This window comes from Phenylobacterium sp. (assembly GCF_041691455.1).
Lineage (GTDB): Bacteria > Pseudomonadota > Alphaproteobacteria > Caulobacterales > Caulobacteraceae > Phenylobacterium.
The window spans coordinates 73,912-99,963 of sequence record NZ_JBEPUO010000010.1; the positions used below are offsets into that span (position 1 = coordinate 73,912).

A 26,052-nucleotide genomic window follows, 5' to 3' on the forward strand; every position below is an offset into this window, starting at 1 on the left:
GATTCACAACGAATCGGTTATCGCCGATCGAGCGAATCGGCGGCAAGAAAAAAAGGGTTAACGGCGGCGTTTTTGGCCGGATTGCGGCCTCAGAGCGAAAGCTTGACCGGAGACGCCCAGTTCGTCGGATCGATCGGCGTCGCGCCCTGCACAGCGGCGCCCTTCTCCGTCGGCAGCGCCAGCATGTTGATGGACACGATGCTCCCGAAGATGTCCTGGCGATTGCCGTTGAAGTTCTCGGCGCTGAACAGCGGCGGCAGGTGCCAATAGAGGGTGTAGTCCATGTCCGCGATCAGCGAGATCACCTCCTGCTGGTGCGCCTGGCGATCGTTCTCCACATAGAGGATCGGCCGGTGCTTGCGGATCGTCTCGGCCGCGCCGCGCAGGACCTGGGCCTCGAAGCCCTCGACATCGATCTTGATCAGATGGCAGGCCGCCAGCTCCAGGCTGTCCAACGGGATCGCGCGCACCCGAAGGCCGGTCGCGCCCTCGGCCTGCACCGAGATCCCGCCGAAATTGCCCTTCGCGCCATAGTCGAGCGGCGGGATCACCACGAAGCCGGCCGCGTCTCCGCAGGCCTCCGGATAGGCGAAGGCGTTGCGGATGTCGTTCAGGGCCAGGTTGGCGCAGAGGATCTGGAACACCCGTTGCTGGGGCTCGAACAGGTAGAGCGGGCCGGGGAAGCATTTGCGGGCCAGGGGCACCGAGTGGGTGCCGATGTTGGCGCCGGCCTCGACCACCGTCATGCCGGGCCTGACGAGCTGGTCGAGCAACTCCCACTCGCCGACGCTGAACTCGCCATAGGCTTCGAGCGAGCCGGTGATGTACTGATCGCCCGCCAGCGCCATCATCGGGCCGTGGCGGGTCTGTAGCGTCTTGGTGTCGGAGCCCGGCATGGCGGCTGTCAAACCTGAGTTTCGGTCCAGGCTCAACTCCAAACGCGCGCAAGTTCCAAACGGAAACGCCCGCCGAAGCCGGCGGGCGTCCCCAAACTCAAGGATGCGGCCCGCCGGAGCGGACCGACCCGATCCTAGCGCTTCTTGCGCGGCGCCTGACGGCCGCCTTGGCCCAGGCCCATCTGCTTGGCCAGGTCCGAGCGCGCCTTGGCGTAGTTCGGCGCGACCATCGGATAGTCTTTCGGCAGGCCCCACTTGGCGCGATATTCCTCGGGACTCATATTGTACTTGGTCCGCAGGTGCCGCTTCAAAGACTTGAACTTGCGGCCGTCCTCCAGGCAGATCAGGAAGTCGGGCGTGATCGAGCGGCGGATCGGCACCGCGGGCTCCTTCGGCGCGGCTTCCGTCGCCTCGCTGCCCGACGAGATGCCGGCCAGGGCGCGGTGCACGCTTTGGATCAGTCCCGGCAGGTCAGCCGCTGTGACGGAATTGTTGCCCACATAGGCGGAGACAATATCCGCCGTCATCTCGATGACTTCCGACTTCTCATCCATTCTTGTTTTCCATAGGAACCGCGCCGTTCGAGGGCGCTGATTTGATTCACGAGATCAGTAGCGAGGTCATTATAGGGAACTTTTCCAGAGCACAAGCACACAAATAGAGCTGATTTCACCGAATCCGCCGAACTCTCCAGGTCGAAACAGATTGTTGAATTGAAATAACGGGTTTGGCCGAGTAACTCGGATCGCTCTACCTGGAGTGACGAGGCCGCCGTTACGCTAGCTGAAGTCCGGCGCGCGCCATTGCGCCCAGATGTCGGGCAGGTCGCTGGAGATGCGATCGGGGAAGGCTGCCGGCCGTTTTTCGAGGAACGAGGTCACGCCTTCGCGCGCATCGCCGGAGCGGCCGCGCGCCTGGATTCCGCGGCTGTCGGCGCGATGGGCTTCCATCGGGTGGGCGGCGCCGGCCATGCGCCAGATCAGCTGGCGGGTGAGCGCCACCGAGACCGGGGCGGTATTGTCGGCGATCTCGCGGGCCAGGGCCATGGCCGCCGGCAGCAGGTCCGCCGGCGCGTGCAGCGAGCGCACCAACCGGCCGTCGAAGGCCTCCTGCGCCGGGAAGATGCGGCCCGTGTAGCACCACTCCAGCGCCTGCTGGACGCCGACCAGGTGCGGCAGGAACCAGGACGACGCCGCCTCGGGATTGAGCCCGCGGCGGGCGAAGACGAAGCCATAGCGCGCCTCGGTCGAGGCCAGCCGGATGTCCATGGCGAGCTGCATGGTGGCCCCCACGCCGACCGCCGCCCCGTTCACCGCTGCGATCACCGGCTTGAGGCTCTCGAAGATGCGCAGGGTGAGCAGGCCGCCGCCGTCGCGCTGCACGCCGTCGCGCTGGCGGGCCGCCCGGTCCTCGCCGCCGCGAGCCTCGTAGTCGAAGGTCTGGGCCCCGGCCGACAGGTCCGCCCCGGCGCAGAACGCACGGCCCGCCCCCGTGACGATCACGCAGCGCACCGCGTCGTCCCGGTCGGTCTCGTCGAACGCCGCGATCATGTCGCGCATCATCTGGGTGTTGAAGGCGTTGAGCTTCTCCGGCCGGTTCAGCGTCACCGTCGCGACGCCGTCCTCTACGGCATAGAGCAGGGTCTCGAACGTCGGCGCGGCCATGGTTTCCTCCTTGAGCTTTGCGCTCATGCCGCCTGCTTGACGGACGGTAGGTCAAGGCCCGCTATAGCGACTGAACGAAGATAAGTTGGCGGCGGCTTCCAGCGAGCTTGGGAGCTAGGCGGCCACGGGAGAGGAACATGCACCCCAGCGTCCACGCCAAGGCCAATCCCGACAAGCCGGCCTTCATCATGGCCTACTCGGGCGAGACGGTGACCTACCGCGAGCTGGACGAACGCTCGAACCAGGGCGCGCATCTGTTCCGCAGCCTGGGCCTGCAGACCGGCGACTCCGTCGCCTTCTTCATCGACAACCACCCGCGCTACTACGAGCTGCTCTGGGCCGCCCAGCGGTCGGGCCTGCGCTTCACCTGCCTCTCCTCGAAGCTGAGCGCCAGCGAGGTCGAGTACATCGTCAAGGACTGCGAGGCGAAGGTGCTGGTGGCCTCGCCCGCGACCCTGGAGATCGCGCTCGCCGTCGCGCCTGCGATCCCCGACGTCGCCAAGTTCATGGTCGGCGGCGAGACGGAGCCGTTCTTCAGCTTCGAGATGGCCCGCGCGGGCTTCCCGACGACGCCCATCGCCGACCAGTCCGCTGGCCGCGCCATGCTCTATTCCTCCGGCACCACCGGGCGGCCCAAGGGGGTCAAGCGGGCCGGCGTGGTCGACCCGGCGATCGACGCGGTCAACCCGCTCGCCAGCCTCGGCCAGGCGCTCTACGGCTGGACGCCCGACAGCATCTATCTGTCGCCGGCCCCGCTCTATCACGCAGCCCCCCTGGGCTGGTCGATGGCCGTCCAGTCGATGGGCGGCACCGTGGTGATGATGGAGCGGTTCGACGCCGAAGACGCCCTGCGCTTCATCGGGCAGTACGGGATCACCACCGCCCAGTGGGTGCCGACCCATTTCGTGCGCATGCTGAAACTGCCGCAGGAGATCCGCGCCCGCTACGACGTGTCGTCCCTCAAGGCGGTGTTCCATGCCGCCGCGCCCTGCCCGGTGCCGGTCAAGGAACAGATGATCGCCTGGTGGGGCCCGATCGTGCACGAGTACTACGCCGGCACCGAGGGCAACGGCTTCTGCATCATCAATTCCGAGGACTGGCTGGCCCACAAGGGTTCGGTCGGCCGCGGCCTGATGGCCCAGGTGAAGATCTGCGACGAAGACGGCGAGCCCCTGCCGCCCCGCGCCGAGGGCATGGTCTTCTTCGAGGGCGGCGGCCAGTTCGAGTATCACGGCGACCCGGCCAAGACCGCCGAGAGCCGCAACAAGCACGGCTGGACGACGCTCGGCGACGTGGGCTGGGTCGACGAGGAAGGCTACCTCTACCTCACCGACCGCAAGAGCTTCATGATCATCTCCGGCGGCGTGAACATCTATCCGCAGGAACTGGAGAACGTGCTGATCGGCCACCCCAAGGTCGCCGACGCCGCCGTGGTCGGCGCGCCGGACGAGGAGATGGGCGAAAAGGTCGTGGCGGTGATCCAGCCGCTCGACTGGGCCGACGCCGGCGACGAGTTCCGCGCCGAGCTCATGGCCTACGCCCGCCAGCATCTCAGCCACGTGAAGTCGCCCCGGGTCATCGACTTCATGGCCGAGCTGCCCCGCCACGCCACCGGCAAGCTCTACAAGCGCCTGATCCGCGACGCCTACTGGGGCAAGGACGGCGCGCGGATCGGCTGAGCCGTGCTAGACGAAGCTTCGAAATTTCAATCTTGGGAGAGACGAATGAACCCGGTGGAGATCAAGGACCTGCCCGGTCTGATTGGGACGGAAGTGGGCGTTTCGGACTGGCTGCTGGTCGATCAGGCCCGGGTCAACATGTTCGCCGAGGCCACCGGCGACCACCAGTGGATCCACGTCGACGTCGAACGCGCCACCCGCGAGATCGGCGGCCCCATCGCCCACGGCTATCTGACGCTGTCGCTGATCCCGTTCCTCGGCCAGGGCATGCTGCCGGTGAAGGGCGTCACCCGCGGCATCAACTACGGCTCCGACAAGGTTCGCTTCATCAACATGGTCCGGGTCGGCAAGCGCGTGCGCATGCGCCAGAAGCTGATCGGCGCCGAGCCCAAGGCCGGCGGCATGCAGCTGAAGAACGAGTGCACCATCGAGATCGAAGGCGAGGACAAGCCCGCCTGCATCGCCGAGACGATCTCGATCGTCTACGGCGGCTAACCCCCCTACTGCGGCGTGGCGGCCTCTTCGGCGGAGGCCGCCTTCGCGCCCGTCATCACCGACTGGCTGGCCACCTCGGTGACCGGCGCGGCGGGGTCGGCGATCAGATCCAGGGTCTCGCGGATATATTTGGCGTTGGTCACGATGCCGATGCCCAGCCGCTCGCTGTTCAGCTCGACCTGCTGGGTCAGCAGCCCGGCGATGAACTCCACGTCCGGATGCGGTTGCCCGGGGTCGACGGACGAGCGGCGCGTCGGCCCGCTCATGAACACCGGTCCGCCCGAGTTGCCCGGGAAGACGGCGAAGTCGAGCAGGAAGGTCGGGAAGATCTTGGCCGGCGCGATCGGGAACGACGCCACCTTGCCGGCGCGCAGGATCGGGAAGCCCGCCGGGTTGGCCGCCAGGCCGCGCGGGAAGCCCAGCGCCATCATCTCGTCACCCGCGCCCACCTGGTATTTCGAGAAGGTGTCGTCGGCCGCCAGATAGTCCTCCGGGATCGCCGCCTTGGTGAAGGCCTCGGGCGCGGTGATGGAGATCGCCGCCACGTCGCGCGACGGGTGATGGGTCCACAGCGCATGGCCCTTGTCGTCGCGGATCTTCAGCGGTTGGGGCGAATAGCTCCAGCTGCCGTCGGGGTTGGCTGTGCGGTAGCCGATGCGGGCGTTCTGGCCCGGCATCTTGTCGAACACATGGTTGGCGGTGACCAGGATGGTGCGGGGCTTGCCGTCCGGGCCGTTCTCGGAAATCAGAAAGCCAGTGCCGACGGTCCGGGTGCCGTCGCCAAGCGGTTGCTCAAGCTGCACAGTCGCCTGCATCAGCTGCGCGGACAGATCGATGACCATGTCGGTCCCCGAAAACTCTGGATGCCCCTCGCGTCTGCGCGCGATCTCGATATGCCGACAGTGAATCACTCGAAGGTTGCCGCCAAGATAACAGGGGGCCGCAGGCTTGCGGCAGGGTGACGCGCGCACGGGAACGTGAAGCTTGAGACCCGGCGGCCGGCGGCGCATTTAGCGGCCATGACCAAGCCTGTCCCGCCGCTCGCGCCGAAGCGCCCCCACCGCATCGAACAGCTCGGCCGCGCGCGCGTCGACGACTACGCCTGGATGAAGGACGAGAACTGGCAGCAGGTGCTGCGCGATCCCAAGACCCTGCGCGCCGACGTCCGCACCCACCTCGACGCCGAGAACGCCTACACCAAGGCGATGCTGGCTGAGACCGAGGGCCTGCAGGCGCAGATGTTCGCGGAGATGAAAGGCCGGATCAAAGAGGACGACAGCTCCGTGCCCGCGCCCGACGGGCCGTGGGACTACTACGTCCGCTACGACCTGGGGGCCCAACATCCCATCCACGCCCGCCGGCCGCGCGGGAAAGCCGCCGGCGAACAGGTGCTGCTGGACGAGGAGGCGCTTTCCAAGGGCAAACCCTTCTTCCAGGTGGGCGCCGCCAGCCACAGTCCCGACCACGCCCTCTACGCCTGGGCCGCCGACGAACAGGGCTCTGAGTACTACACGGTCCGGGTCAAGGACCTGGCGACCGGCCAGGAACTCGGAACGCCGATCGAAAGCGCCTACGGCGACTTCACCTTCTCACCGGACAGCCAGTGGATCTTCTGGATCTGGCGCGACGAGAACGCCCGGCCGTCCAAGGTCTTCCGCCGCCCCGCGGGCGGGGGTGAGGACGTCCTGGTCTATGAGGAGCTCGACGAGGGCATGTTCCTGGGCGTCGGGACGGCGTCGGACGACAGCCACGTCCTGATCCATGTCGGCAACCAGGAGACCACCGAGATCTGGCTGATCCCGGCCGCCGACCCGACCGCCGCGCCTGTCGTCACCGAACCCAGGGTCGTCGGGGTGAAGTACAGCCTCGATCACTGGACCGACCGCTGGGTGGTCCGCACCAACGCCGACGGCGCGGTCGATTTCAAGCTCGCGGTCTCGGATGCCGCCGTCCCCGCCAAGGCTGCCTGGCGCGACTGGATCGCCCACCAGCCCGGCCGCTACATCACCGGCTTCGCGGCCTTCGCCGGCCACCTGGTCCGCGCCGAGCGGGTCAATGCGCTGGACCGCCTGGTAGTCACCGGCCGCGACGGGACGGAGCACGAGGTGGGCTTCGGCGAGGAGGCCTATGCGCTCAACCTCGAGGGCGGCTACGAGTACCAGACCACCACCGCCCGCTTCGTCTACCAGTCGCCGACCACGCCCCGGCAGACCTACGACTACGACCTGGCCACCCGCGAGCGGACCCTGCGCAAGACCCAGGAGATCCCCTCCGGCCACGATCCGGCGCGCTATGTCGCCCGCAGGCTCTACGCCAAGGCTCACGACGGCGAAGAGGTGCCGGTCACCGTCCTGATGCTGAAGGACACGCCGCTCGACGGCTCCGCCCCGCTGCTCCTCTACGGCTACGGCTCCTACGGCCACGCCATGGAGCCCAGCTTCTCGATCCGCAATCTCAGCCTCGTCGACCGCGGCTGGATCTGGGCCACGGCGCACATCCGGGGCGGCTCCGACAAGGGTTGGGGCTGGTTCCTCGACGGCCGCAAGGAGAAGAAGCCCAACAGCTTCACCGACTTCATCGCCTGCGCCGAACACCTCATCGGCCAGGGCTATGGCGCCAGGGGCCGGGTCGCGGCCTACGGCGGCTCGGCGGGCGGCATGCTGATGGGGGCGGTGGCGAACCTCAGGCCCGAGCTCTGGGGTGCGATCATCGCCGCGGTGCCCTTCGTCGACGTGCTCAACACCATGAGCGACACGACCCTGCCGCTCACCCCGCCGGAGTGGCCCGAATGGGGCAATCCGCTGGAGGATCCCGCCGCCTACGACCTGATCGCCGGCTACAGCCCCTACGACCAGGTGAGCGCCCAGGCCTATCCGCCGGTGCTCGCCACCGGCGGCCTCTCCGATCCGCGCGTCACCTACTGGGAGCCGGCCAAGTGGGTCGCCAAGCTGCGCGAATTTTCGGCGGGCGAGGCTCCGATCCTGCTCAAGATCAACATGGAGGCCGGCCACGGCGGCGCCTCGGGCCGGTTCGACTTCCTCAAGGAGATCGCCCTCGACTACGCCTTCGCCGTCTGGGCGCTGGAGAAGGGCTGGGAAAAGGCATGATCGTTCGGCCCGCGACGTCCGCCGACGCCGAAGCGCTGGCGGCCATCTATGGCGACGCCGTGCTGAACGGCTTCGGCACGTTCGAGGAGGAGGCGCCCTCCGCCGACGAGATGGACCGTCGTCGCCGGGTCATCGCCGACCAGGGCCTGCCCTACCTGGTGGCCGAGGACGCAGGCCGGGTGCTGGGCTTCGCCTACGCCGGCCCGTTCCGCCCCCGCGCCGCCTACCGCTACACCCTGGAGGACAGCGTCTATGTGGCCCCGGACGCGGCCGGCCAGGGCGTCGGCCGCGCGGTGCTCACCGCCATCATCGCGGCCTGCGAGGCGCTTGGCGTGCGCCAGCTGATGGCGGTGATCGGCGACAGCGGCAACGCCGCATCCATCGGCCTGCACCGTTCCCTCGGCTTCGAGCAGACCGGCGTCGGACGCAGCGTCGGCTTCAAGCACGGCCGCTGGGTGGACATCGTCCACATGCAGAAGCCGCTGAACGGCGGTGACGGCCTCGAGCCGGATGGCCCCGGCGTGAAACTGACCGGCCACTGACCCCGCGTCCGTTTAGGTGGGACAAATGTCATTTCCGCCGCTGCGGGGGTGGATCACCATGGGTCGGCCAAGGACTCAGTCGCGGCCATCACGGAGCGTTCCATGCCCACCACCACCTCCCCCTCTCGGCGCGGCGTCCTCAGGGGCGGCCTGTTCGGCGCGGTCGGCGCCTGCGCCTGCGTCGCCGCCGGGTTCGCCGTCGCCGCCGACGCGCCGCCCGGGAGCAAGTTCGTCTGCCCGCCCTGCGGCTGCGACTCCGACGGCAAGCTCTTCGATGCGCCCGGCGCCTGCCCGTCCTGCGGCATGCCCCTGATCGCGGCGCCCAAGCCCGAGCCCAAACCCGACGCGCCGCCCCCGCCGAAGAGCTGAAACCGATTTCCTACTAAAAGTTTAGTTGACGTCCCACGCGCTCTGGGATCACCCTCAAGTCCGAAGACTTTAGGAGATAGAGCGTGGCGACAACAGCCCGGCGAGCGGATGGCGTCCTGACGCCTCTGGAACTGGAGATCATGCAGGTGCTGTGGGACGGCGGTCCCGGCACGGTGGCGGCCGTCCAGCAAAAGCTCGGCGGCGACCTCGCCTACACCACCGTCCAGACCATGCTGACGGTGCTGCTGCGCAAGAAGAAGGTCCGCCGCACCCAGGCCGGCCGCGCCTTCACCTACCAGGCCGCCGTCAGCCGCGAAGGCGCGACCGGGACCGCGCTCAAGGACATGGTCGCCCGCATGTTCGGCGGCTCCAGCGAGGCGCTGCTCATGGCGCTGATCAACACCCAGCAGATCACCCCCGAACAGATCGCGCGCGCCTCCAGGCTGGTGGCCCGCGACAGCGACGAGGACGCCGGCTGATGCAACAGATCCTGGCGAGCTATCTCCTGAACGCCGTCTGGCAGATCCCGGTCGTGGCGGTCTGCGCCCTGCTCATCTCCCGCTTCGCCGGCCTTTCGCCGGGCGCGCGCAGCCGACTGTGGCTGGCGTTCCTGGCCGTGGCCGGGATCCTGCCGGCCGCGCCGCTGGCCGCGCTCCTGCCGCAGGCGAGGCGCAGCGTCGCCCTGGTCCCGGCCGGCGAAAGCCTCGCCGCGCCTCTCGCGGCCGCGCCTGCCATCCTGCCCAGCACGGCGGCGCCCGCGCTCAATCTCGCCCCCTGGTCGGCCCTGGCGATGACCGCCTTCGTCGCGGTCGTGGCCCTCGCCCTTGTCGCCCGCCTGATCCTCGCCGGCCGCGCCGCGCGCCGCCTGGTCCGCCAGGCCCGGCCCGCCATCCTGCCGGCCGAGGTCGCCCGCGCCCTGGACACCCTCGCCCGGGCGCATGGCCGCTCGACGCCGCCGGTGCTGCGCTCCGCCGACGTGCCGAGCCCCGCCGTGGTCGGCGCGCTCAGGCCCGCCATCCTGATCCCGGACACGCTCGCGGCCAGCGACCAGGACCTGCGCGCGGCTCTGCTGCACGAGCTGGCCCACGTCCTGCGCCACGACTACGCGGTCAACCTCGCCTGCGAGGTCCTGACCCTGCCGGTCTCCTGGCACCCGGCGCTGCTGGCGATCAAGGCCGGCGTCCGGCGCAGCCGGGAACTGGCCTGCGACGCCATCGCCGCCCAGGCCATGGCCTCGCAGAAGACCTACGCCAAGTGCCTGGTCTCCCTCGCCCAAACCCTCAGCGTCCCGGCCGCCGGCCGCGGCGCCCCCGTCCACTCGGCCTTGGCCGTCGGCCTCTTCGGCCGGAGCGATCTGGAGGATCGTCTGATGCAACTGATGAAGCCCCGGGACATCGAAGGTCCCTTCGTCCGCGCCGCCCGCCTCTGCGGCCTGGCCGCGCTCGGCGCCGGCGTCCTGGGCTCAGCCGCCCTGTTGCACGTGACCCCGGTGTTCGCCCAGCCGGCCACCGCGCTCGCCGCGACCCAGGCCGCCGACCAGGCTCAGGCCGACGCCGCCAAGCCCGAGCCGAACGACGCGCGGGCCGGGACCATCACCTCTCGCCGCGGCGTGATCATCACCTCCCGCCACGCGCACCACCGGCACAGCTGGACGATGGCCGACGGACAATCGATCACCGTGATCAACGGCGACGAGCGGGCGCTGACGCCTGAAGAGCAGCGTCGCATGGAACAGACGATCCGCGACGCCGAGGCCAAGGCCGCCCAGGCCGAGGCCCGGGTGAACTCGCCGGAGTTCAAGGCGAAGATCGCCGCGGCCGAGGCCAAGGCGGCCGCGGCTGAGGCCATGGTCAACTCCGCGGAGTTCAAGGCCAGGATCGCTCAGGCCGAGGCCGCCGGGGCGGAGGCCGAGAGGCGCGTCAACTCGCCCGAATTCAAGGCGCGCATCGCTCAGGCCGAGGCCAAGGCCGCCGCGGCCGAGCGGATGGTCAACTCACCGGAGTTCAAGGCGAAAATCGCCAAGGCCCAGGCCCGCGCCGAAGCCGCGGAGAAGATGGTCAATTCACCCGAATTCAAGGCCCGCATCGCCCGCGCCGAAGCCCATGCGGCCCGCGCCGAGACCGAGGCCCGCGAGTTCGAAGAAGACGAGGCGCGCCGGGCGCCCTGATCCGCCTCAGACGCCGAGCGCCGCCAGCAGGACGCGGCCGCTCATATAGACGATGATCAGCGAGCCGGGCGTCCAGAGCGCCGCCCGCACATCGTGGGTCTGGGCGCTCAGATAGGCCGCGAAGTGCGCGAACCGGGTCGCCGCATAGCCGTAGAACAGCCACTGGGCAACGACGAGCGACGGGCCGGTCAGCACGAACAGCAGGCCGGCGGCCAGGAAGAACGGCAGGTTCTCAAGGTCGTTCTGCTGGATCCGCCGGATCCGCTCCACCCGGTCGTCGGGCTCGAGCTGCCTCGAGTTCGGCTCGGGATTGAGCGGCGTCTTGCGCAGATCCTCCGGCGAGCGGTAGCCGCCTTTCGCCTGCGTCATCCGCACGACGGTCAGCCACGACATGGCCACTGCCTTGAGGATCATCAGGCTCGCCGCGACCGCATAGGCCGCGAACACCGGATCGTGGAGGTTGAGCTTTTCCACCGAGGCTTCCTTCCGCCAGACGCAGGCGCGTCACCGCCCGCAAGCTTGGCCATGCGGCGACCATAGCGCCGAACGCGGTGACGGGAAGGATTGGCTGGGGAACTAGGACTCGAACCTAGAATGACGGTACCAAAAACCGCAGTGTTACCATTACACCATTCCCCAGCAGGAACGGGCGCGAGGGGGCCCCGCGCGGAGGCGTCGAGATAGCGCAGGAGACCCTGCGATGCAACGTCCCGCTGACCCTGCCTAGGCCGCCTTGCGGGGCCATAGACCCTCCTCTATAAGGCGCGCTCCAAAGTCGGAGTGTGGCTCAGTCTGGTAGAGCACCGCGTTCGGGACGCGGGGGTCGCAGGTTCAAATCCTGCCACTCCGACCAATTCCTTTTTCCGATAGCCGCGGGGGCCACTCGCCTCCTAGGGGCAGTGCCGTTGACTCCGCCTGTCGCCAAGCCGACGGTCGACGGCAAGTATCCTTTAGGGGCGTCGGATCATGCGTAGGTTGGGGTGGGCTGCGCTTAGCGCGGCAGGCGCGATGGCGCTCGCTGGCCAGGCGAACGCCGCGATCATGATGGCGACCTACACCGGTACGATCGCCGGAAACGCGACCCTGGACACCGCAGGCGTCTTCGGGACCGCCGGCGCCGATCTTTCGGGCGCGGCCTTCACGACGACCTATCTCTACGACACAACGCTCGGCGGCTTTATCCCCTTCGGCAACGCCGCGCAGCTCGGGTTCTACCGGGAGGGCGGCCCAGGCATCGTGCCCGTCTTCGGGTCTCTCGCAGCCGGGCCGACGTCCCCCATGACCAGCGCGAGCCTTGTGATCAACGGGGTCACGCTGTCGATCGGCGGCGATTTCGCCGGCCTCGACACCCGGAGCCTTGCAACCATCTCGACGGACAACATCGCCCACGGCGCCGCGGACAGCACGTCAACCTGGTTTCTCGACAACATCTTCGACCTCGTGGACGTGCCGACCGGCGACAACGCCAACTTCAGCGGATCTGACCCCTCGGATTCCAGCACAGCGCGCGCCCAATTCCACGACATCAATCTCAATCTGACGGGCCTGGACCGCACCATCGCGATCACCTGCGTCAGCAACTGCCCGGCGGTCCCGGAGCCCTCGACCTGGGCGATGATGCTGGTCGGCTTCTTAGGCCTCGGCGCGGCCCTCCGGCGGCGGCGGACCACCCTCGCCGCGATCTGACCGGACGGCCGACGGCGTTTCCTCGCCGCATTGTGGACAAGCTCCCCCGGCTTGGTTCACCACCCTCATGATGTCGCCCCTGCGCAAACTCCTGGTGGCGGTCGGCGTCGTCCTCAGCCTCGCCGCCGCCGCCAATCCAGCCGCCCTCGCGGCCCGCCCCGCCCGGCACGCGTCCAGCGCCATCGGCTATTCGCGCGACGCCCAGCGGGTGCTGACTGCGGCCCGGGCGGCGGCCGGCGGCGCGGGCTGGAACTATCTGCGCGGCTGGCATGAGACCGGGCGCATGGGCGGCCTCGCCTACGAGAGCTGGTTCGATCCGCTGCGCTACGGCATGCGCATCGAGACCCAGGAGCCGGGCGGCGTCCACGTCCACGGCTTTAATGGCCAGGGCGAGTGGGAGATCCTGCCGAACGGCGAGGTGCACGGCGGCGACGGCCTGCCGACCGTGGCTGCGGCCCGCACGACCGCCTTCCTGGCGGTCTACGGTTTCTTCTATCCCGGGCGGTTCGACGCCCGCGGCGGATACCTGGGCGTGAGACAGGCCCAGGGCCGCGCCTTCGACGTGGTCGAGGTCAAGCCCTATGGCGGACAGGCCCGCGAGCTGTGGTTCGACCGCCGCACCCATCTGCTGGGCCGGATCGTCGCGCGGGACGGAGGCGCGCCGGCCGCCGTCGAGGTCTCGGACTATCGCAAGATCGGGCCGGTCCAGGTCGCCATGCGCTTTGCGGTCGAGGGCGGCGGCGGAGCCGATCGACAGGTGGAAAGCCTCACCTTCGTCCCGACCGACCGCGACCGCTTCGGCCTGCCGCGGCCCTGAGCCGGCCAGCCCTTTCGCGTGACGCTGTAAGACTTTCGCGGGCCGGGAACGCCTCCGCGGAGCTAGCGTTACCGTAGAGGGTCGGAGAGCAGCGCCATGCGCCATGTCCAGGTCGATCGGCGCAGCGTCCTCGGCTTCAGCGTGCTGGCCTTCGCCGCCCCGCTGGCGAGCTCGGCGGCCCAGTTCACCGCCACGGGCCTCGCCTGGTCGCCCAACACCGCCGCCTGGCCGACCGCCACCGACCTTCGGGCCGGTTATGTCTTCTTCACCGCCGACGAAGCCGCCTTCATCGAGGCCGCCTGCGCGCGCCTGGTGCCCGCCGACGCCACCGGCCCCAGCGCCGTGGAAGCCGGCGTCCCGCTCTTCCTCGACCGCCAGCTGGCCGGCGACTACGGCAAGGGGAGCCGTTGGTACATGCAAGGCCCCTTCGGCAAGAGCACGGGGACCCAAGGCTACCAGAGCAGATACCCGCCCGCCGGGCTGCACCGCGCCGCCATCAAGGCGATCGGCGGCCACCTCACCCAGAACGGCGGCCAGCCCTTCCATAAGCGCGCCGCCGCCGACCAGGACGCCTTCCTCAAGGACCTGGAGGCCGGCAAGGCCGACCTCGGCGGCGAGGTCGACGGCAAGGCCTATTTCGCGCTGCTGCTGCAGAACGTGATGGAGGGCTATTTCTCCGACCCGATCTACGGCGGCAACCGCGGCATGGGCCCGTGGAAGATGATCGGCTTCTCCGGCGCCCGCTACGACCAGCGCGCCTATGTGCTTTCCTACGGCAAGCCCTATCCCCTGCCGCCGGTCGGCATCGGCGGCCGGCCGGCCTGGTCGGCGAAGGGCTGAGCTCATGGCGACCAAACTCCCCTCCGTCGATGCGGTGCTGATCGGCTTCGGCTGGACCGGCGCGATCATGGCCCAGGAGCTGACCGAAGCCGGGCTCAATGTGCTGGCCATCGAGCGCGGCGACTGGCGCGACACCCCCACCGACTTCTCGCCGGCCTTCGCCCAGGACGAGCTGCGCTACTATTGGCGCCACGAGCTGTTCCAGCGGCTGAACCACGATACGCTGACCATCCGCAACAAGACGAGCGAGACGGCGCTGCCCATGCGCCAGCTCGGCTCCTTCCTGCTGGGGTCCGGCGTCGGCGGGGCCGGCGTCCACTGGAACGGCCAGGTCTGGCGCTTCCTGCCCTCGGACCTGAAGGCCCGCAGCCACAACCTCGAGCGCTACGGCAAGAAGGCCGTGCCCGACGAGATGACCATCCAGGACTACGGCGTCAGCTACGAGGAGCTGGAGCCGCATTACGACAAGTTCGAATATCTCTGCGGGGTCTCCGGCAAGGCCGGCAACCTGAAGGGCGTGATCCAGCCGGGCGGCGACCCCTTCGAGGGCCCCCGCGAGCGCGAATACCCCAACCCGCCGCTCGACATGCCCTATGCGCCGAGCCTCTTCGGCAAGGCCGCGGGCGAGCTCGGCCGCCACCCCTTCCCCCATCCCGCCGCCAACATGAGCCGCGCCTACACCAACCCGCTGGGCGTCCAGCTCGGCCCCTGCACCTACTGCGGCTTTTGCGAGAAATACGCCTGCGGCAACTACGCCAAGGCGAGCGCCCAGACGACCATCCTACCGGTCCTGATGCGCAAGAAGAGCTTCACGCTGAAGACCAACTCAGAGGTCCTGAAGATCAACCTGTCGGCGGACGGCAAGACCGCCACCGGCGTCACCTATCTCGATGAAAAGGGTCAGGAATTCGAGCAGCCGGCGGAGATGGTCGTGCTCTCCGCCTACATCCTGCACAACGTGCGCCTGCTGTTGCTGTCGGGTATCGGCAAGCCCTACGATCCACAGACCGGCGAGGGCGTGGTGGGGCGCAACTATGCCTACCAGATCACCTCCTCGGTGAACGTCTTCTTCAACGACAAGATCCTCAATCCGTTCGTGGGCGCCGGCGCGCTCGGGACCATCGTCAACGACTTCAACGGCGACAACTTCGACCACTCGGGGCTGGGCTTCATCGGCGGCGGCTATGTCGGCGTGCTGCAGACCGGCGCGCGGCCGATCGAGACCCACAACACCCCCGACGGCGTGCCCAAATGGGGTCAGGCCTGGAAGACCGCGATCGCCCGCGACTACCTGAAGACCGCCACCATCTCGACCCACGGCGCGGTCATGGCCCACCGCGGCAACTACCTGGACCTCGACCCGACCTACAAGGACGCGCTCGGCCGGCCGCTGCTGCGCATGACCTTCGACTACACCGACAACGAACACAGGATGTCCGACTACCTGACCGACCGCGCCGCCGAGATCGGCAAGGCCATGGGCGGGCGCGAGATCAAGACCAACTACCGCAAGGGCTCCTGGGACGTGGTCCCCTACCAGACCACCCACAACACCGGCGGGGCGATCATGGGCGACGACCCGAAGACCAGCTTCACCAACAAGTACCTGCAGAGCTGGGACGTGCCGAACCTGTTCGTCCTCGGCGCCACCGCCTTCCCGCAGAACGCCGGCTACAACCCCACCGGCACGGTGGCCGCGCTCGTCTACTACGCCGCCGACGCCATCAAGGCCCGCTACCTGAAGGCCCCGCACCAGCCCCTGGTCCAGGTCTAGGGCGGTGGGGGGCCTGCGCATCCATCCGCTGTTCGCCGCGGTGATCGGCGCGAGCCTGGCCGCGACCATGCCGGCCAGGCCCGACGCCCAGCAGCTTCCCGCGCCCGCCGTCGCCCTGCCCGCCCTCACCCTGCCCGTCGTGGAGACGGCGCAGGTCGCCCAGGGCCGCTACCTGGCCGTGCTCGGCGACTGTTCGGGCTGCCACGACCGCCCGGGCGGCCAGCCCTATGCCGGCGGCGTCCCGCTCCCGACCCCCTTCGGCACGATCTACTCGGCCAACATCACCCCGGACCGCGAGACCGGCATCGGCGCCTGGACCGCCGAGGACTTCTGGAACGCCATGCACCGGGGCGTGCGCGCCAACGGCGCCAAGCTCTACCCGGCCTTCCCCTATCCCTACTTCACCCACGTCACGCGGCCGGAGTCCGACGCGCTCTACGCCTACTTCCGCACGGTAGCGCCGGCGAGCTATCGGCCGCCCGCCAACAAGCTGCCGTTCCCGCTGAACATCCGCTTCATGGTGACCTTCTGGAACGCGCTCAACTTCAAGGAAGACCGCGCGCCCACCACCGGCCCCTCGCCCGGCGAGCACATCGTGCGCGGCCTCGGCCACTGCGGCGCCTGCCACACGCCGAAGACCTTGCTCGGCGGCGACAAGGCCGACCACGCCCTCGAAGGCGGCAAGCTCGACAACTGGTTCGCCCCGGCGCTCAATTCCGACGCCCGCACCGGCCTTGGCGCCTGGTCCGAGGCAGACGTGGCGGAATATCTGAAGACCGGCCGCAACGCCCGCGCCAACGGCTCGGCCTCCATGGCCGACGTGATCACCCACTCGACCTCGAAGATGGCCGACACGGACCTCACCGGCATCGCCGCCTATCTGAAGGCCCAGCCCAACCACGCCGCGGCCGCCGCCACGCCGGCCCCGGACCCCAAGGTCATGGCCATCGGCGAGGCGATCTACGTCGACGAATGTTCGGCCTGCCACGCCGCCGACGGCAAGGCCGCGCCAACCTATTTCCCGCCGCTGCCGGGCGCCGCGGTGACCCAGTCGCGCGACCCCACGACGGTGATCCGCTTCATCCTCTCGGGGACCCAGACGGTCGCCACCGACGCGCGGCCGACGCCGCTCTCCATGCCGAGCTACGCCTGGAAACTGAACGACGCCCAGGTCGCCGCGGTCGCCACCTACGTCCGCAACAGCTGGGGCAATGCGGCGCCCGCCGTCACCGCCTCCCAGGTCGCGGGGCTGCGCCGCAAGGTCGCCGCCAAGCCCGTCCAGAAGCCCTCGGCCAGTATTTGACGCCCCTCCCCGCCGCCGGTCTTTGCGCTGCCGGAATAGTGTGCGAGACGCGGGCGCTCAGCCTTTGAATTCCCCGTATTCGGCGAGGCGCCCGGGTCTTCCATGAAACAGTTCCTGATCACCGCCGCCGGGGTCTTCGCGGGCCTGCTGATCTTCATGGTCGGCGTGCCGTTCGTGCTGATCTCCATGGCGGCGGCGGCGGCGGGGCCGGCGCCCATCCCGTCCAAGGCCGTGCTTGAACTCGACCTGCGCGATCCGCTCACCGACCAGTCGCCGCAAAGCCCGCTGGCCGGCTTCGCCCGTGGCGGCCATTCGGCCATGTCGATCATCGAGGGCCTGCGCCGGGCGGAGAAGGACGACCGGGTGAAGGGCGTCCTGGTGCGCCTCCCCGAAGGCGGCGTCGAGCCGGGTCTCGCCGACGAATTGCGCCTGTCGATCAAGCACTTCCGCGCGTCCGGCAAGCCGATCATCGCCCACAGCCAGGGGCTATATCCCTCCGGGGTGATCACCGCGACCTACATGATCGGCGCGGCGACCGGCGAACTCTGGATGCAGCCCGGCGCCTCGTTCCAGGTGACCGGCCTCGCCAACGAGGACCTGTTCTTCAAGCGGCTTTTCGACCGGTTCGGCGTCAAGGCCGACTACGAGCAGCGCTATGAGTACAAGAACGCCGTCAACGGCTACCTCTACGACGACTACACCCCGGCCCACCGCGAGGCCGAACTCTCCTGGCTGGGCTCGGTCTACGCCACCGACATCGCCGCCGCCGCCGCCGACCGCAAGCTCGATCCGGCGGTCCTGAAGACCGCGCTGGAGGCCGGCCCCTACCTCGCCGAGGACGCCGCGGGCCTGCATCTGATCGACCATGTCGGCCAGGTGCACGAGGCGCAGGAGGCGCTGCTCAAGCGGGCCGGCGCCGACGCCCAGATGGTCGACTTCGAGGACTACGCCCACGGCCGCGCGCCGCGCGAGCGGGGCATTGGGCCCGCGGTGGCGATCATCGAGGGCGAGGGCGATATCGTCGACGGCGAGGACCAGGGCGCAAACCCGTTCCGCGGCGGCTCCAGCATCTACGCCGACGACCTCTCCGACGCCTTCTACGCCGCGATCAAGGCCAAGGACGTCAAGGCTATCGTCTTCCGGCTCAATTCGCCGGGCGGTTCCGACACCGCCTCGGAGGAGATCCTCGCGGCCATCCGCGCCGCCAAGGCCGCCGGCAAGCCGGTGGTGGTCTCCATGGGGACCTATGGCGCCTCGGGCGGCTATTGGGTCTCCTCGGAAGCCTCGGCGATCGTCGCCGAACCCTCGACGCTGACCGGCTCGATCGGCGTCTTCGGCGGCAAGTTCGCGATCGGCCAGGCGGCCGCGAAGCAAGGCGTCGACATCCGCCAGCTCACCGTCGGCAGCGACTACGCCGGCGCCTTCGGCATGGGCCAGGAGTTCACGCCCAAGCAGCGCGCGGCCTTCGCCCACTGGATGGACCGCATCTACGAGAACTTCGTTGAGCGCGTCGCCGTGGGCCGCAAGCTGTCCCCCGACCGGGTCCACGAGATCGCCAAGGGCCACGTCTGGACCGGGGTCCAGGCCAAGGACCTGGGCCTCGTCGACGAGATCGGCGGCTTCTACGAGGCGGTGGCCAAGGCCAAGAGCCTGGCCAACATCACCGGCGAGGCGCGGCTGAAGCGCATGTCGCCGAACGGCTCGTCCTTCGAGGCGCTGCAGAAGATGCTGGGGGTCTCGGCCTCGTCGGCGCGGACGCTGGCGGCGGCGGCCTGGGTGTTCGGCGACCCGCGGGCGCAGGGCATACTGGACGAGCTCAGCCAGGCCCGGCTGCGCAGCCAGGGCGCCATGGTGCTGGCCCCGACCCGCGTCCGCTAGGCCCCTAGAAGGCCGGGCGGGGCTTCCGGTCGCCCGGCAGGGCCGGGGTGAAGATCACCTGCTTGCGGCCGAAGTCGAGCGTCACGTCGTGGAAATGGCGCAGCACGTCGACGCCGATCAGGATCGCCGGCCGGTCGGCCAGCTTCCACAGGTCGAAGATGTGCAGCTGGGCGAAGATGCCGATCACCTCGTTCACCGCCATCCCGCCCAGCCTGAGCGTCGGCAGGGGCGCGAACTCGCCCATCGCGGTCTGGCCGGTGGCGCTGATCAAGGGCACGGGGGCGAGCTGCACGCCGAAGTCGGGCCGCGCCCGGACCACCGCATCGCGCAGCGCGCGGTTGCCGACCGTCACCTGCGAACCGGAGTCGATGAAGGCGCTGACCGGCACCACGCCGACCTGGGCGTCGAGGATCACCAGCTGGCCGTAGCGGTAGGAGGCGCCGACGCGGATCGGGTCGACGTGGCTCGGGATGCGGGAATTGGAGTCGCGGCCGACCTCGGCTCCTGCCCCGGAATTGCTGATCTCGAAGCGGTTCTGCGCGAAGTCCAGCGACATGCGCCGGCCATGCAGGATGTCGACGCCCAGGAGACCGTCGGCGCCCAGCCGCGCGCGCGGCACGACCGGCAGTTCGAGGGCGGAGGCCACCACCTGCCCCACCGCCAGTCGCCGCACCGACGCCATGTTCGCGGGCTCCACGCCGGCGATCCCATGGACGTCGGCCTGGCCGGCCGACGGCAGGCCGCAGGTCGCGGCGACCTCGGTGGACACGACCGATCGGTTGGCGCCGGTGTCCACCACGAAGCCGAAGGGGCCGTGGCCGTTGATATAGGCCGGCACCACCATCCGCTTGGCGTCGTCGAAGGCGGTTTCCAGCCGCGCGGCGGCGTCCGGCGCGCCCGGGGGCCGGGGCGTGGGCTCGGTGTCCAGCAGGTTGACGGAGATCACCGGGCGCGGCGGCGTCGCGGCGCAGGCGCTCAGCAACGCGGGCGCGAGCGCCGCCGTCAGGCCGCGCCTGGACCATCCTTCCCCTGACATTCCGACTCCCTTTGCGCCGCAGCTTGCCCGGCGGGGCGGCAAAGCGGAAGGCCGCTCGGTCGCCGGGTCAGTCAGCAGGATAGCCGAACCGCTCGATCCAGGGCTGGAGCACGGGCAGGACGCCGGCCATCTCGCCGGCGTAGCGCCGCCAGGCGCCGATCCCTTCGGCGGTCAGGCCACGCGAGATCTGCGCGCCGCTCGGCGTGGCCACGCCACGATCCTGGACGCGGTCGGCGAAGCCGCGCAGCGCCTCCGTGAACGGCAGGTCCAGGAAGCCGCAGACCTCGCCCGCCACGGCGTCGAACGCCTCCACCAGGCGCTCGTGGCGCACGACCAGCGTCGACAGCCCGAGGTCGTCCAGCCGCTCGCCGACCTGCATGGCCGCGTCGTAGAACCCCGCGGCGCTGGGGAGCGTCAGCAGCTGGTACATCGGCGCGTTCATCGCGAACCGCCGGCGAAAGGCGCTCAGCACCACGTCGCGCGGGTCGCGCCGGGCGAACAACACCTTGGCCTCGGGGAACAGCTTGGCGATCATCGGCAGGCGGAAGGTATTGAGCGGCAGCTTGTCGACGAACACCTTGCCCGCCGGCCTCGCGCCCTCGCGCGACACTCGCTGCCAGTAGGCCGCGCGCAGGCGGGTGATCTCCGACTGCGGGGCCTGCGCCAAGGCCGCCAGGTCCCGCGGCTGTCGGCCGTAGGCCTCGATGGCGTCGGCCAGGGTGTCGCGCTCCTCCAGCGCCTCGACGTCGGGATGGCTGGCCAGCACCTGTTCCAGCAGCGTCGTGCCCGAACGCGGAAAGCCCACGAGGAAAACATGGCTCCGCGCCGTCCCGCTCGGCGGCTGGGGGCCCGAGGCCCAGGACGAGGCCGGCATGCTGTCCAGCAACGCCACCGTCTCGCGGGCCTGGTCCAGCGCGCTGGGGCCCGCCGCGAACCGCGAGGCGTAGGCCGACCGCAGCCCGTCGTTGCAAGCCCTATAGGCCGCGAAGGCCTCGGCCGTGGCGTCCTGGGCGTCGAGGATGTCGCCGATCAGGCCGTTCGCCAGCGCCTGCTGCACGGGCGTCGCCCGCGGGTCGGCGATCAACCGGCGCAGGCGCGCCTCGCCGTCCGCGAACCGGCGCTCGGCGAGGTCGGCCTGGGCCAGGACCATCAGGGCGTCGGGATAGTCCGGCTGGCCCGCGACGACCTGTTCGGCGAGCGCGCGGGCCTCGGCGTGCCGTCCGCGGCGGCTGGCGAGCGAGGCCAGGCCCGAGAGCGCCGCCAGGCTTCGCGGATCGAGCGCCACCGCCCGGTCGTAGGCCGCCTCGGCCCCGCGGATGTCGCCCATGACCTCCAGCGCCGCGCCGCGGGCCGCGTGGGCCGGCGCCATGGCCGGCTGGGCGGCGATCACCGCGTCGAAATGCGGCACAGCCGCCGCGTAGCGCTCCAGCCGGTGCAGGCACAGGCCCAGCGCCTGACGCAGGCCGATGTCCTGGGGCGCGAACGCGTGGCCGCGCTCCAGCAGGGCGAGCGCGTCCTCGAACCGCCCCTCCCGCTCCGGCCGGTCGGCGGCCAGGTTGAACAGCATCGGATGCTCGAGCCCCTCGGCCAGGGCGGCCTCGGCCATGTCCGCGGCCGCGGCGACATCGCCGGCCTGCAGGGTCGTGTGGATCGCGCGCAGCCGGGCCCGGTCGGCCTCCGGGTCGCGCTTGCGCCCGCCGAACGAGAGGCTGATCGGCCCCGAGCTGAATTCCGTCACTGCTTTGGTCCGCCCTGCTGATCGGCGCGGACCCTACCTGCGGCCAGGATGACGGCCAAGAAAAAGGGCGGCGGATTGCTCCGCCGCCCGATCTCTGGAGGTGGTCTGCTCGCGTTAGAAGTCGGCGGTCAGGCCCACGAAGATGTAGCGGCCCAGGGTGTCGTACATCTGGGCGTAGACGTTCTGGTTACAGGCGCCGGCCGGGCAGTTGGACGGGAACAGCTGACCCGTCGCCGGGTTGGTCGTGCCGCCCGAACCCGCGAGCGGCGGATCCCGGTCCAGGATGTTGTTGATGCCGACCCGGAAGGAATAGTTGTCCTTCACCTTGAAGGTCGCCAGCAGGTCCAGATAGCTGCGCGAGGACAGGGTCTTGTCGGTCGGCGCGACGTTCAGGGTGTGCAGCGCCGGTTGGCTGGACGTGCCGTCCACATCGACGCTGGAGAAGTAGCGCCATTGGGCCGACAGGCCGAGGTTGCCGAAGAACCCGTACTCGAACGGCGTGTTCCAGGTGACGCGCAGCTTGTGGCGCCACTTGGGGTTCGGGTTGGCGGACCCGCCCAGCGTGGTGCAGGTCGAGCCGTAGAGGCCCGCGCAGTCGATGGCCGCGGTGCCGTTGAGGACCGTGGTTTCCAGCTTGTCGAGCCAGGTGCCGACGAAGTTCGCCGAGACCGAGCCCGCGTTGGACAGGCCGAAGGTGTCGAGCCCGGTGCGGTAGCTCGCGTTCACGTCGACGCCCGAGGTGTGCAGGGCGCCTTGGTTGATGACGGTGTCCGTCACGAAGCCCTGGGTCGACTTGATCGAGCCGATGGCGTCGCGGTGAACGAGCGAGCAGAAGTCCGGGTTGGTGCCGTTGACGCAACCGTTGAGGATCACGTTGGCGCCGACGTTGGAGATGTAGTCCTGAACCTTGATGTCGAACCAGTCGACGGTCAGGTTCGCGCCCGGCAGGAAGCTCGGCGACCAGACCAGGCCCACGGTGTAGGTGTCGGAGGTTTCCGGCTTCAGGTTCGGGTTACCGCCGGTCTGGCCGTTGTACTGGCTGGCCGGGTCGGGCTCGAGGGCCAGAACCTGAGCGGTGGTGAGGCCGAACAGGGTGGCGCAACGGGCGACGAGCGCGTTGCCGGCGGTCAGGCCGGCGCAGGGGTCGACCGTACCGTCGAGCACCACGTTCTGCGGTGAGAACAGTTCCACCACGTTCGGGGCGCGGACGGCGCGGTTGTAGCCGGCGCGGAGGCGGACGCCGTCGACGATCGTCCAGTCACCCGACGCCTTGTAGGTGTTGGTCGTCCCGGCGTTCGAATAGTCCGAGAACCGGTAGGCGAGTTCGGCGGTGATGTCCTTGGCGAACGGCATGTCCTGCACCAGGGGCACGCGGGCTTCGCCGTAGAGTTCGTAGACGTCGTAGCCGCCGTTCACCGGAGGCTTGGCCGCGCCGTTGCCGTTCACGTCGCCGGTCGCCTGCGGCACGTCCGACTTGGAGTCGAGGTGTTCGCGGCGATATTCGGCGCCGATCGAGACGCCGATCTTGTCCATCGACCACGGGCTCTTGATGGAGTCCGGCAGCGAACCGACGACGTTGGCGCTGGCGATCTGCTCGATGATGTTGCCGCCCGAGAAGGTCGGGGCCTGCAGGTAGTTCAGGGCCGCAGGCGTGACGCCGCCGAGCTGGAAGGAGTTGTAGGGCACGCAGGCCGGGTCCGTCCCGTCGATGACCGACTGGCAGACGATCTGGCCGGCGGCGTTGCGCCGCGCGATCAGCGCCCGGTTGATCCGCGAGGTCAGGAAGTTGTTGTCCTGCTCCTGGCTCAACGACGTCTTGCCGTACTGCATGTAGGCGTCGTAGCTCCAGTCGGCCGCGAGATCGCCCTTCAGGCCGATGACGTAGCGCTGCTCCTGGTGTTCGAAGATCGTCAGACGACCGCCGCCTTCGACGTTCCGGCGGGCGACCGCGACGTTGACGTTGGTGGCGGTGCCGGCCGCCGCGCCGCAGAGCTGGCCTTGCTGCACCGCGGTCATCAGCGGGTTGTCGCAGTTGACGGCGAAGGTGCCGCCCGGTCCGGGACCGCTGGAGGCGAAGATGCCGCCGGGCGCGATCGCGGCCGTCGAGTTGTCGTCCATGAACATCAGGTCCGCGTAGGCCTGGAAGTGCGGATTGATTTCATAGTGGGCGAAGGCGCCCATGCCGTAGCGCTGGTCGGGGCGCTGCAGGTAGTTGGTCGGGGAGAAGTTGTAGACGTCGGCCGAGGTGCGGGCGCGGAAGGTGTTGCCCGGGCCCGAGGGGTCGACGATGAAGCTGCCGAAGCGGGTCGGGAAAGCCGTGCCCGAGCCGCCGCAACCGGCTTGCAGGAAGGTCGCGCCGGAGTTCAGCGTACAGGCCGTGTAGTCATAGCTCGAGGCCAGCACCGGGTTGATCTGCACGTGGGTGGCGTAGGCGGTGACGTTGCCCTTGCCGTCCGGGGCGTTGACGCCGATCGTGATGGACTCGGTGTCACCCTCGCCGCCCTTGAAGTCGCCGGGGACGATGAAGTTGTCCGGCACCGCCGCCCTGGAACGGGACTGGCGGACCACGTCGGAGACGCCGCCCTCATGTTGGGAGTGCTGGTAGATCGAGTACTGCGCGTCGAGGCGCACGCCCTCGAAATTGCGGTTCATGATGAAGTTGACGACGCCGGCCACGGCGTCGGCGCCGTACACGGCCGAGGCGCCGCCGGTCAGCACGTCCACGCGCTCGATGAGCGAGGGCGGGATGAAGTTCAGGTCGGCGGCGATCGCGCCGATGCCGGAGGTCGGGTTACCGGCCTGCAGGCGGCGGCCGTCGATCAGCACCAGGGTGCGGTTCGCGCCCAGGCCGCGGAGGTTGACGGTGGCGGTGCCGTTGGAGCCGTTGGAGACGTTGGAGCCCTGGGCCGCGAAGGACTGCGGCAGGCTGTTCAGCAGGTCTTCGACCCGGGAGATGCCCTGCGCCTTGATGTCGGCGGAGGTGACCGAGGTCACCGGCGCGACGCTGGTCAGGTTCGGCGTCGGGATGCGCGTCCCGGTGACGACGATTTCGGAGACCTCGCCGGACGCCGCGGCGGCAGCCGCGGCCGCGGAGGCGGAAGTCGCGGAGAGCCCGAGAAGGGCCGCGCCGCAGATCATCGAGGAGGCCAACAGGCGCTCCCGCGTGGAATTGATTTTCAAGGTCTACATCCTCCAGCGGTCGGCCTGTGACGGCGGACCAGCTCCCCAACAATGCATTCCCAGGCTCGCAGTCATGCCCGGTTACGGCGGAGTTACGAGTGTATCGAAGGCAGGGTCAACGAACATTAGCTTTCGGCAATGTTGCGGACGTCGACCTGTCGCATTCTGGTCACAGATTGTGCGGGCGACCGGCCAATCGCGCACAATTCGCCCCTTACTGCCGCATTCCGGCCAAAGGCTCGCCTCACCGAAGGACGATTGCCTGCGCTCTCCGGGGCGGCTTCAATGCCGCTCCGCGCGAGACTCAAACCCCGGGGCCGATTCCATGATCGTAACGAAGACTCACGCGGGGCTGGCCGCCGCAGGCTTCCTGGCCGCCGCGCTCGCCGCGGCCCCGCTGGCCGCCGCCCCGCCGGCCCCCAAGACCGAGGGCCGGGCCCAGGCGCTGCAGCACCTGATCGATTGCCGCAAGCTCACCGACAACACGGCCCGCCTGGCCTGTTTCGACGAAGCCGCCGCGGCCATGGACCAGGCCGAGGCCAAGGGCGACATCGTGGTCGTCGACCGCGAACAGGCCCGCAAGGTGCGCCGCCAGGCCTTCGGCTTCACCCTGCCCTCGCTGGCGCTGTTCGAGCGCGGCGAGAAGCCGGAGGAGATCGCCAACATGGAGGGCAAGATCACCGCCGCCCGGCAGAACAACGCCGGCAAGTGGGTGATCCGGCTGGAAGATGGCGCCACCTGGTCGCAGATCGACACCAACGAGGTGCCCAACCCCCCGCAGGCGGGCGACACGGTGACGATCCGCAAGGCCGCGATGGGCAGCTACATGATGTCGCTCGGCCACCACGTCGCGTTCCGGGCGCACCGGGACAACTAGGAAC

At 69.4% G+C, this 26,052-nt stretch carries 22 protein-coding genes and 2 tRNA genes; 15 read left to right on the forward strand and 9 right to left on the reverse strand.

Annotated elements, in window-relative coordinates:
• Positions 1–89 precede the first annotated feature (89 nt).
• The 3 genes from ACESMY_RS13875 to ACESMY_RS13885 all read right to left on the reverse strand — a co-directional run bounded on the left by ACESMY_RS13875 (position 90) and on the right by ACESMY_RS13885 (position 2,560).
• Positions 90–896 (reverse strand): FkbM family methyltransferase, encoded by an 807-nt coding sequence (locus ACESMY_RS13875; RefSeq protein WP_372785194.1) that lies wholly within the window; start codon positions 894–896, stop codon positions 90–92.
• Positions 897–1,030: 134 nt separating this feature from the next.
• Positions 1,031–1,450, reverse strand: a complete 420-nt coding sequence (locus tag ACESMY_RS13880; protein ID WP_372785195.1) for a MucR family transcriptional regulator — start codon at positions 1,448–1,450, stop codon at positions 1,031–1,033.
• Positions 1,451–1,675: 225 nt separating this feature from the next.
• Positions 1,676–2,560 (reverse strand): crotonase/enoyl-CoA hydratase family protein, encoded by an 885-nt coding sequence (locus ACESMY_RS13885; protein ID WP_372785235.1) that lies wholly within the window; start codon positions 2,558–2,560, stop codon positions 1,676–1,678.
• A gap of 137 nt (positions 2,561–2,697) precedes the next feature.
• Between ACESMY_RS13885 and ACESMY_RS13890 the strand changes: the two genes are divergently transcribed.
• Both ACESMY_RS13890 and ACESMY_RS13895 read left to right on the forward strand, forming a co-directional pair.
• A complete protein-coding gene (locus ACESMY_RS13890; protein ID WP_372785196.1) occupies positions 2,698–4,239 on the forward strand; it encodes an acyl-CoA synthetase in 1,542 nt (513 codons plus the stop codon).
• A gap of 45 nt (positions 4,240–4,284) precedes the next feature.
• A complete protein-coding gene (locus ACESMY_RS13895; protein WP_372785197.1) occupies positions 4,285–4,734 on the forward strand; it encodes a MaoC family dehydratase in 450 nt (149 codons plus the stop codon).
• A 5-nt stretch (positions 4,735–4,739) separates the two neighbouring features.
• Here the strand turns inward: ACESMY_RS13895 and ACESMY_RS13900 are convergent, their stop codons facing one another.
• A complete protein-coding gene (locus ACESMY_RS13900; protein ID WP_372785198.1) occupies positions 4,740–5,576 on the reverse strand; it encodes a serine protease in 837 nt (278 codons plus the stop codon).
• Between the two features lie 177 nt (positions 5,577–5,753).
• On the opposite strand from ACESMY_RS13900, the gene ACESMY_RS13905 reads away from it, so the two are divergent.
• The 5 genes from ACESMY_RS13905 (at position 5,754) to ACESMY_RS13925 (ending at position 10,919) form a co-directional block, all read left to right on the forward strand.
• Positions 5,754–7,841 (forward strand): S9 family peptidase, encoded by a 2,088-nt coding sequence (locus ACESMY_RS13905; protein WP_372785199.1) that lies wholly within the window; start codon positions 5,754–5,756, stop codon positions 7,839–7,841.
• Positions 7,838–8,383, forward strand: a complete 546-nt coding sequence (locus tag ACESMY_RS13910; protein WP_372785200.1) for an N-acetyltransferase family protein — start codon at positions 7,838–7,840, stop codon at positions 8,381–8,383. The genes ACESMY_RS13905 and ACESMY_RS13910 overlap by 4 nt, the downstream gene beginning before the upstream one ends.
• Positions 8,384–8,485: 102 nt before the next feature.
• Entirely contained in the window at positions 8,486–8,752 is a 267-nt protein-coding gene (locus tag ACESMY_RS13915; protein WP_372785201.1) for a hypothetical protein, read from the forward strand.
• Between the two features lie 83 nt (positions 8,753–8,835).
• Positions 8,836–9,231 carry a BlaI/MecI/CopY family transcriptional regulator gene (locus tag ACESMY_RS13920; protein ID WP_372785202.1) on the forward strand — a complete coding sequence of 132 codons (396 nt, stop codon included), beginning with the start codon at positions 8,836–8,838 and terminating at the stop codon, positions 9,229–9,231.
• Complete coding sequence (locus ACESMY_RS13925) at positions 9,231–10,919, forward strand: M56 family metallopeptidase (RefSeq protein ID WP_372785203.1); 1,689 nt, start codon at positions 9,231–9,233, stop codon at positions 10,917–10,919. Before ACESMY_RS13920 ends, ACESMY_RS13925 begins: the two co-directional genes overlap by 1 nt.
• Positions 10,920–10,925: 6 nt before the next feature.
• Here the strand turns inward: ACESMY_RS13925 and ACESMY_RS13930 are convergent, their stop codons facing one another.
• Together ACESMY_RS13930 and ACESMY_RS13935 are read right to left on the reverse strand one after the other, a co-directional pair.
• Entirely contained in the window at positions 10,926–11,393 is a 468-nt protein-coding gene (locus tag ACESMY_RS13930) for an MAPEG family protein (RefSeq protein WP_372785204.1), read from the reverse strand.
• 91 nt (positions 11,394–11,484) lie between these two features.
• Positions 11,485–11,558: transfer RNA gene (locus ACESMY_RS13935), tRNA-Gln, on the reverse strand.
• 137 nt (positions 11,559–11,695) lie between these two features.
• Between ACESMY_RS13935 and ACESMY_RS13940 the strand changes: the two genes are divergently transcribed.
• The 7 genes from ACESMY_RS13940 (at position 11,696) to ACESMY_RS13970 (ending at position 19,217) form a co-directional block, all read left to right on the forward strand.
• Positions 11,696–11,772 (forward strand) — tRNA-Pro (locus ACESMY_RS13940).
• Positions 11,773–11,927: 155 nt separating this feature from the next.
• Positions 11,928–12,605, forward strand: a complete 678-nt coding sequence (locus ACESMY_RS13945; RefSeq protein WP_372785205.1) for a PEPxxWA-CTERM sorting domain-containing protein — start codon at positions 11,928–11,930, stop codon at positions 12,603–12,605.
• A 67-nt stretch (positions 12,606–12,672) separates the two neighbouring features.
• Positions 12,673–13,422 carry a hypothetical protein gene (locus ACESMY_RS13950; protein WP_372785206.1) on the forward strand — a complete coding sequence of 250 codons (750 nt, stop codon included), beginning with the start codon at positions 12,673–12,675 and terminating at the stop codon, positions 13,420–13,422.
• A 96-nt stretch (positions 13,423–13,518) separates the two neighbouring features.
• Positions 13,519–14,262 (forward strand): gluconate 2-dehydrogenase subunit 3 family protein, encoded by a 744-nt coding sequence (locus ACESMY_RS13955; RefSeq protein WP_372785207.1) that lies wholly within the window; start codon positions 13,519–13,521, stop codon positions 14,260–14,262.
• 4 nt (positions 14,263–14,266) lie between these two features.
• Positions 14,267–16,036: a GMC family oxidoreductase gene (locus ACESMY_RS13960; RefSeq protein ID WP_372785208.1), complete on the forward strand. Its 1,770-nt coding sequence runs from the start codon at positions 14,267–14,269 to the stop codon at positions 16,034–16,036.
• Positions 16,037–16,040: 4 nt separating this feature from the next.
• On the forward strand, positions 16,041–17,339 hold the full coding sequence (locus ACESMY_RS13965) for a cytochrome c (RefSeq protein WP_372785209.1): 1,299 nt from the start codon (positions 16,041–16,043) through the stop codon (positions 17,337–17,339).
• 102 nt (positions 17,340–17,441) lie between these two features.
• Entirely contained in the window at positions 17,442–19,217 is a 1,776-nt protein-coding gene (locus ACESMY_RS13970; protein ID WP_372785210.1) for a S49 family peptidase, read from the forward strand.
• Between the two features lie 4 nt (positions 19,218–19,221).
• On the opposite strand, the gene ACESMY_RS13975 is transcribed toward ACESMY_RS13970, so the two are convergent.
• The 3 genes from ACESMY_RS13975 to ACESMY_RS13985 all read right to left on the reverse strand — a co-directional run bounded on the left by ACESMY_RS13975 (position 19,222) and on the right by ACESMY_RS13985 (position 25,171).
• Positions 19,222–20,253: a retropepsin-like aspartic protease gene (locus ACESMY_RS13975; RefSeq protein ID WP_372785211.1), complete on the reverse strand. Its 1,032-nt coding sequence runs from the start codon at positions 20,251–20,253 to the stop codon at positions 19,222–19,224.
• Between the two features lie 67 nt (positions 20,254–20,320).
• Positions 20,321–21,991, reverse strand: a complete 1,671-nt coding sequence (locus ACESMY_RS13980; RefSeq protein ID WP_372785212.1) for a sulfotransferase — start codon at positions 21,989–21,991, stop codon at positions 20,321–20,323.
• Between the two features lie 114 nt (positions 21,992–22,105).
• Complete coding sequence (locus ACESMY_RS13985; RefSeq protein ID WP_372785213.1) at positions 22,106–25,171, reverse strand: TonB-dependent receptor domain-containing protein; 3,066 nt, start codon at positions 25,169–25,171, stop codon at positions 22,106–22,108.
• A 325-nt stretch (positions 25,172–25,496) separates the two neighbouring features.
• On the opposite strand from ACESMY_RS13985, the gene ACESMY_RS13990 reads away from it, so the two are divergent.
• Positions 25,497–26,048 (forward strand): hypothetical protein, encoded by a 552-nt coding sequence (locus ACESMY_RS13990; RefSeq protein ID WP_372785214.1) that lies wholly within the window; start codon positions 25,497–25,499, stop codon positions 26,046–26,048.
• Positions 26,049–26,052 lie beyond the last annotated feature (4 nt).

What these genes read in the sequence shown, in the direction of transcription:
- ACESMY_RS13875 (WP_372785194.1), bottom strand. Translation starts at nt 896, where the DNA reads ATGCCGGGCTCCGACACCAAGACGCTACAGACCCGCCACGGCCCGATG.
- ACESMY_RS13880 (WP_372785195.1), bottom strand. Translation starts at nt 1,450, where the DNA reads ATGGATGAGAAGTCGGAAGTCATCGAGATGACGGCGGATATTGTCTCC.
- ACESMY_RS13885 (WP_372785235.1), bottom strand. Translation starts at nt 2,560, where the DNA reads ATGGCCGCGCCGACGTTCGAGACCCTGCTCTATGCCGTAGAGGACGGC.
- ACESMY_RS13890 (WP_372785196.1), top strand. Translation starts at nt 2,698, where the DNA reads ATGCACCCCAGCGTCCACGCCAAGGCCAATCCCGACAAGCCGGCCTTC.
- ACESMY_RS13895 (WP_372785197.1), top strand. Translation starts at nt 4,285, where the DNA reads ATGAACCCGGTGGAGATCAAGGACCTGCCCGGTCTGATTGGGACGGAA.
- ACESMY_RS13900 (WP_372785198.1), bottom strand. Translation starts at nt 5,576, where the DNA reads ATGGTCATCGATCTGTCCGCGCAGCTGATGCAGGCGACTGTGCAGCTT.
- ACESMY_RS13905 (WP_372785199.1), top strand. Translation starts at nt 5,754, where the DNA reads ATGACCAAGCCTGTCCCGCCGCTCGCGCCGAAGCGCCCCCACCGCATC.
- ACESMY_RS13910 (WP_372785200.1), top strand. Translation starts at nt 7,838, where the DNA reads ATGATCGTTCGGCCCGCGACGTCCGCCGACGCCGAAGCGCTGGCGGCC.
- ACESMY_RS13915 (WP_372785201.1), top strand. Translation starts at nt 8,486, where the DNA reads ATGCCCACCACCACCTCCCCCTCTCGGCGCGGCGTCCTCAGGGGCGGC.
- ACESMY_RS13925 (WP_372785203.1), top strand. Translation starts at nt 9,231, where the DNA reads ATGCAACAGATCCTGGCGAGCTATCTCCTGAACGCCGTCTGGCAGATC.
- ACESMY_RS13945 (WP_372785205.1), top strand. Translation starts at nt 11,928, where the DNA reads ATGGCGCTCGCTGGCCAGGCGAACGCCGCGATCATGATGGCGACCTAC.
- ACESMY_RS13950 (WP_372785206.1), top strand. Translation starts at nt 12,673, where the DNA reads ATGATGTCGCCCCTGCGCAAACTCCTGGTGGCGGTCGGCGTCGTCCTC.
- ACESMY_RS13955 (WP_372785207.1), top strand. Translation starts at nt 13,519, where the DNA reads ATGCGCCATGTCCAGGTCGATCGGCGCAGCGTCCTCGGCTTCAGCGTG.
- ACESMY_RS13960 (WP_372785208.1), top strand. Translation starts at nt 14,267, where the DNA reads ATGGCGACCAAACTCCCCTCCGTCGATGCGGTGCTGATCGGCTTCGGC.
- ACESMY_RS13970 (WP_372785210.1), top strand. Translation starts at nt 17,442, where the DNA reads ATGAAACAGTTCCTGATCACCGCCGCCGGGGTCTTCGCGGGCCTGCTG.
- ACESMY_RS13975 (WP_372785211.1), bottom strand. Translation starts at nt 20,253, where the DNA reads ATGTCAGGGGAAGGATGGTCCAGGCGCGGCCTGACGGCGGCGCTCGCG.
- ACESMY_RS13990 (WP_372785214.1), top strand. Translation starts at nt 25,497, where the DNA reads ATGATCGTAACGAAGACTCACGCGGGGCTGGCCGCCGCAGGCTTCCTG.